Source organism: Microbacterium sp. MRS-1 (genome assembly GCF_000585455.1).
GTDB classification, from domain to species: Bacteria; Actinomycetota; Actinomycetes; order Actinomycetales; family Microbacteriaceae; genus Microbacterium; species Microbacterium laevaniformans.
This window is the reverse complement of record NZ_JAUF01000128.1, coordinates 1-5,570: the sequence shown is the minus strand read 5'-3', so window position 1 is coordinate 5,570 and position 5,570 is coordinate 1. Positions and strand designations below refer to the sequence as shown.

4 protein-coding genes are annotated in these 5,570 nt (G+C 66.7%); all 4 read left to right on the top strand.

The features are described from left to right. Positions 1 to 416 precede the first annotated feature (416 nt). Positions 417 to 2,393, top strand: coding sequence for a hypothetical protein (locus tag AS96_RS14820; protein WP_051498918.1), 1,977 nt, complete (start codon positions 417 to 419; stop codon positions 2,391 to 2,393). Positions 2,394 to 2,402: 9 nt separating this feature from the next. Continuing rightward, entirely contained in the window at positions 2,403 to 4,010 is a 1,608-nt protein-coding gene (locus AS96_RS14470) for a class I SAM-dependent DNA methyltransferase (RefSeq protein ID WP_036291317.1), read from the top strand. Then, positions 4,007 to 5,188, top strand: a complete 1,182-nt coding sequence (locus tag AS96_RS14465) for a restriction endonuclease subunit S (RefSeq protein WP_081768086.1) — start codon at positions 4,007 to 4,009, stop codon at positions 5,186 to 5,188. Before AS96_RS14470 ends, AS96_RS14465 begins: the two co-directional genes overlap by 4 nt. Positions 5,189 to 5,365: 177 nt before the next feature. Beyond that, the coding region (locus tag AS96_RS14460) for a transposase (RefSeq protein WP_036291316.1) at positions 5,366 to 5,570 on the top strand (205 nt) is incomplete at its 3' end.

The window sequence follows — 5,570 nt, the reverse complement described above, 5'->3', positions numbered from 1 at the left end:
CTCGCGACACACCTCAAGGATCGCCCACCCGCCCCACAACAGCATTTAGCAACACGGCCTAGCGCAGCGCGACCGTACCGGTTCCGGATCGTCGGCCGCCGATGGTGCTTCCTCCGCTCACATCGAGTGATGCTTCGGTCGTGCGCGACGCGCGGTCGGAGACAAGGAACGAGACCGCGTCCGCGACGACGTCGGTCGCGCCGCCTGCCGGTGTGATGGGGGTCATGAGCATCTCCAGGGGCGGGAGGTGGAACCCGCAGACGGGGCGGCCCCCCGCAACGCCCCGCCTGCGACAGCGACGTGATGCCGCCAAACAGATCGTGGGTCACAGGAGTGACTGCAAACGGAGCAGCGCTGATAAGTCGTCTTATCAGGTAACGCACGCTGAATACTCGACGTCGGAGTAGGTTGGCTTCATGTCCACAGCGCCTTCGCTCCTCATCGACCTGGCCGGCGTCGCCCGGCTGGCCGGTGTGCAGCGACCCGTGGCATCGATGTGGCGGTCGAGGTTCGCGTCGTCCCCGGATCCTTTCCCGCGGGCGATCAACGTCGAGGACGGCCGGGCCTGTTTCGAGGCCGAGCAGGTCGCCGACTGGCTCGTGCGCACCGGACATGGCAACAACCCGGAGGCACGTGGGGACGCGGCGGCGGCTGCAGCTCCAGCCGACTTCTCCTTCTCCGACGCGGCCTCTGTCGCCGAACTGCAGGCACTCATCGCTCTGTGTGCGCAGGTCGACGAGCTTGCCGAACTCACGCCTTCAGAGGTCAAAGAGGCTGCCGACGCCGCGGACCCTGACGATCGCTTGCTGCGGCGTGAGATCTTCGCTCACGTGGACCGGGGAGCGCCGTGGCTCTCCTACGCCACCCGCCTCGTCGACGCGGCGTACTCGCCGTCGGCCGCACTGGCGCTTGTCGCCCGCCGCCACGCCGCTTCGGACCGGGTGGCGGGATCAGCTGGACCGCTCGTCGCCGACGCGATCGCCCTGGTCGCCGACGCCGCTCTTGCCCTCGCCGGTGAGGACACAGTTGTGACGCTGGATGCGAGGGACGCCGCACTGTCCTCGTCGGTCGCGCGCCGGCTCGGCGGCCATGTGGACATCGTTGTGCCGGTCGGCGCGGAGTCTCGCCACGTGCGACGTCAGTTGCTCGTCGATGATCGTTGGGTCGCCGACGAAGCCGACCCCGCGCGCCGCTGGGGCGTCGTCGCCCGTGTTCCTACTGGTCGTGGCGAGGACGGGGCCACCATCTTGCGAGCGGTGGACGAAGTGTCCCTCTCGCTGCGGAGCGCGGATACCGCGGTTGTGATCGGCCCAGCGCGGGCGCTCGTCGACCCGTTGTCGCCCACCGAAGAGCAAGCGCGCGCAGACATCCTTCGCTCCGGCCGTGTGCGAGGCATCGCACGTCTGCCAGCCGGGCTCGTCGACAGTGCGGTGCGCGAATCCCTCGCCCTCTGGATACTCGGGGAGCCAACAGTCGAGGTTGCACCCGCGCAGCGAATCACCGCGGTCGCAGATCTCACCGGCGTGAAGCTCACCCCCGCGACGCGCGCCGACCTGATCTCGGACCTGATGGCGGGCATGGGCGCTGGCCGGGCCCTGCGCGCGCATCAGTTCCGGTTCGCGGCCTTTGTGCGCACGACGTCGCTCCAGGCACGAAGCGGCTCCCTGGTGGCATCGGCGACGCGACAACGTGCAACTGCGACCGAGGACGCGGCAGAACTTCCTGCCCTCCTCGACATCGCGGCCGAGGCGGTTCGCTCCGACATCGAGCCGATCGAGTTCGTGCCCGATCCGCACGACGTCCCGCGCGCCACGTCCGTGGCGGAGCTCATCAATGCCGGGCACTTGAGGAGGGTTCAAGGCACCCGCCTCGACCCTGACCTGCTGGGCCCGGAAGGACTCATCGTCGTGACCGCATCCGATCTCGACGAGCCCGCATCGATTGGCCGCAACCGCGTCGAGCACCTCGCGTTCGCAACCCGGCACCCTTCGGCGCAGCTGACCCGCCCCGGCGACGTGATCTTCCGCACCAGCCCCGCCGCCGCCGCGTGGGTCGACAGCGACGGCTCGAAAGTCGTCGCCTCCCCGGCCCGCGTGTTGCGCATCACCACCGCTGATTCCGGTGGTCTCGTGCCTGAGATCGTTGCCGCAGACATCGCTGGGGCGCCCGCCGGACCGGGATCGTGGAAGCGGTGGATGTTCCGTCGCGTCGCCCCGCGCACGATCGCACCGCTCCGACGCGCGCTCGCCGACATCGAGACCGCCCGCCGAGACCTCGAGGCTCGCGCCGCGCGCCTCACCGACTACGCCGCCCTGATCGTCGCTGGTGCGACGTCAGGCGCGGTCACCATGATTGACGTGGACCACGCCGCGGACGCGGCAGACACGCAGTAAGGAACATCCATGCCCCGCACACCCAAAGCCGCCCCGGCGCCGTCGACCATGAAAGAGCTGAAGGACACGCTCTGGAAGGCCGCCGACAAGTTGCGCGGATCGATGGACGCTTCCCAGTACAAGGACGTCATCCTCGGTCTCGTGTTCCTGAAGTACGTCTCGGATGCCTTCGATGAGCGTCGCGCGGGTATTCGCACCGAACTCGCCGCCGACGGGTACGACGACGACCAGATCGCGGAACTCATCGACGACACCGACGAGTACACGGGCCGCGGTGTGTTCTGGGTGCCCGCCCATGCGCGATGGGGCTTCCTGGCCGAGAACGCGAAGGGGCTCGGTCCGTCGATGGACGCACCCGAGAAGTCGATCGGCGCGCTCATCGATGAGGCGATGGATGCCGTGATGCAGGCCAACCCGCAGCTGTCAGGCACGTTGCCGCGCATCTTCAACCGCGACAACGTGGATCAGCGTCGGCTCGGTGAGCTGATCGACCTGTTCAACTCGGCGCGGTTCACGACGCAGGGCCAGGGTGGGGCCGACGGGCGGCGCGCCCGCGACCTTCTCGGCGAGGTGTACGAGTACTTCCTCGAGAAGTTCGCCGCCGCCGAGGGCAAGCGGGGCGGAGAGTTCTACACGCCCGCCGGGGTCGTGCGGGTGCTCGTCGAGATGCTGCAGCCCACGCATGGGCGCGTGTACGACCCCGCGTGCGGGTCGGGCGGCATGTTCGTGCAGGCCGAGAAGTTCATCGACGCCCACCACGGCGAAGGATCCGATATCTCTGTCTACGGACAGGAGCTGAACGAGCGCACCTGGCGCATGGCGAAGATGAACCTCGCCATCCACGGGCTCACCGGCAACCTCGGGCCGCGCTGGGGCGACACGTTCGCCCGTGACCTGCACCCCGACCTGCAGGCAGACTTCGTGATGGCGAACCCGCCGTTCAACATCAAGGACTGGGCGCGCAACGAGTCCGACCCGCGCTGGCGATTCGGCGTGCCGCCGGTGGGCAACGCGAACTACGCGTGGATCCAGCACATCCTCTCCAAGCTCGCCCCCGGTGGACAGGCCGGCGTCGTCATGGCGAACGGCTCGATGTCGTCGAACTCGGGCGGCGAGGGCCAGATCCGCGCCGAGATCGTCGAAGCCGACCTTGTCTCCTGCATGGTCGCGCTGCCGACCCAGCTGTTCCGGTCGACCGGCATCCCGGTGTGCGTCTGGTTCTTCGCGAAGGACAAGGGCAAGCGCGCCGGCGAGGTGCTCTTCATCGACGCCCGCAACCTCGGCCACATGGTCGACCGCGCCGAGCGTGCGCTGTCGTACGAGGACATCGCTCGGATCGCGGGAACGTTCCACACGTGGCGGGGCGTCGAATCGGATGCTGCGCCCGACGAGTACGCCGACGTTCCGGGGTTCTGCTACTCGGCCACGCTCGCTCAGATCAAGGCCGCTGATTATGCACTGACTCCGGGCCGCTATGTCGGTGCCGCCGAGGCGGAAGCCGACGGCGAGCAGATTGAGGAGAAGCTCGCGCGCCTGCGCGGGGAGCTCGATATCCAGTTCGCGGAGTCGGCCAGACTCGCCGAGGTTGTGCGTGAGCAGTTGGAGCGAGTTTCGTGAGGCTCGATGTCGCCTGCTCGCACATCGTCGATTGTGAGCACAAGACGGCCCCCATCGATGAGGCTGGAGAGTATTTCGCGGTAGGAACGCCAGCCATGCGAGATCATCGCATCAACTATGCGGAAGCGAGGCGCATTTCTCGCGAAACATTCGAAGCATGGACACGTCGACTCTCTCCACGGGCGGGCGATCTTCTGTTCGCTCGCGAAGCACCTGTCGGTCCGGTCGTTCGTCTTCCAGACGTCGCGAACGTCGCCCCAGGTCAGCGCACTGTCCTGCTGCGGCCGGACCCTGATGTCGTCGACAGCAAATTCCTCTACTACGCACTTACCGCGCCTGCTGCTCAGGCAGGGCTGCTGGTCAAAGCGGAGGGATCCACGGTCCACCACCTGAATGTGCCGGACATTCGTTCGTTCGAGGTCTGGGTTCCATCGCTCCGCGAACAGCAGGCGATCGCCGAGATACTGGGCGCCCTCGACGACAAGATCGCCGCCAACACCGCCCTCGCCGCCACAGTTACACAGCTCGCTTCAACCGATTTCGCCGCGACCGTGCGCCACGTGGCGTGGGGCCCAAGGTTCGAAGAGATCGCGGACATTAGTGGCGGAGGAACCCCAAGCACGAAGAACCCTGCACTCTGGGACGGTGATATCTGGTGGGCGACTCCGACGGACATGACTGCTCTCGTGGGGCCGTACCTGGAGTCCACCTCCCGAAGGATTGCGCCCGCTGGCCTCGCTGCATGTAGCTCGAAGCTATTCGAGCCCGGCGCGATTCTCATGACATCGCGCGCGACTATCGGTGCGCTGGCGATCAACGGTGTCCCTACAGCACTCAACCAGGGCTTCATCGCTGTCGAACCTCACGACCCCCGCCTGCGTTGGTGGCTGTTCCACGAGATGGAGAGTCGAGTCGACGAGTTCATTTCATGGGCAAATGGGGCAACCTTCCTTGAGCTGAGCAGGGGGAATTTCAAGCGGCTTCCGGTGCGGGTCCCTGAGGAGACGGTGCTTATGGCTTTCGACTCACGGATTGCTCCACTCCACGATGCTGCCCGGGGTGCGTTGGCAGAGAATCGCACGCTCGCCGCGACGCGCGACGCGCTGTTGCCTGAGCTCATGTCGGGCAAGCTGCGCGTCCGTGATGCCGAAGCGCTGATTGTTCAGGCGGGCGTGTGAACGGGCACGCCTGCGCAACCTCTAGGTTCGAAGTACGAATGCACCGCCGCATCCATCAGTAGTGCCCCTTAAGGTGGTGTAGCCCACGGTGGCCGGCTCGTCGTTCACGACGTAGGCGCGGTCACCGTGTGATCCTTCGAGGAAACTCTCACATCCCACTCGAAAGGCATCATCACGATGACCGCACTTCATATTGTCGACCCTGCGAGCGTGCTCGCTGAAGCCTTGACCGATGCGTCGCCGGATCTGATGCGCAGCCTGCTGCAGACCACGATCAACGCGCTCCTCTCCGCTGACGCGGATGCCGTCGTGGGCGCGGAATGGGGCAAGCCCAGCGCTGACCGTGTCGCGCAACGCAACGGGTACCGGCACCGCGACCTCG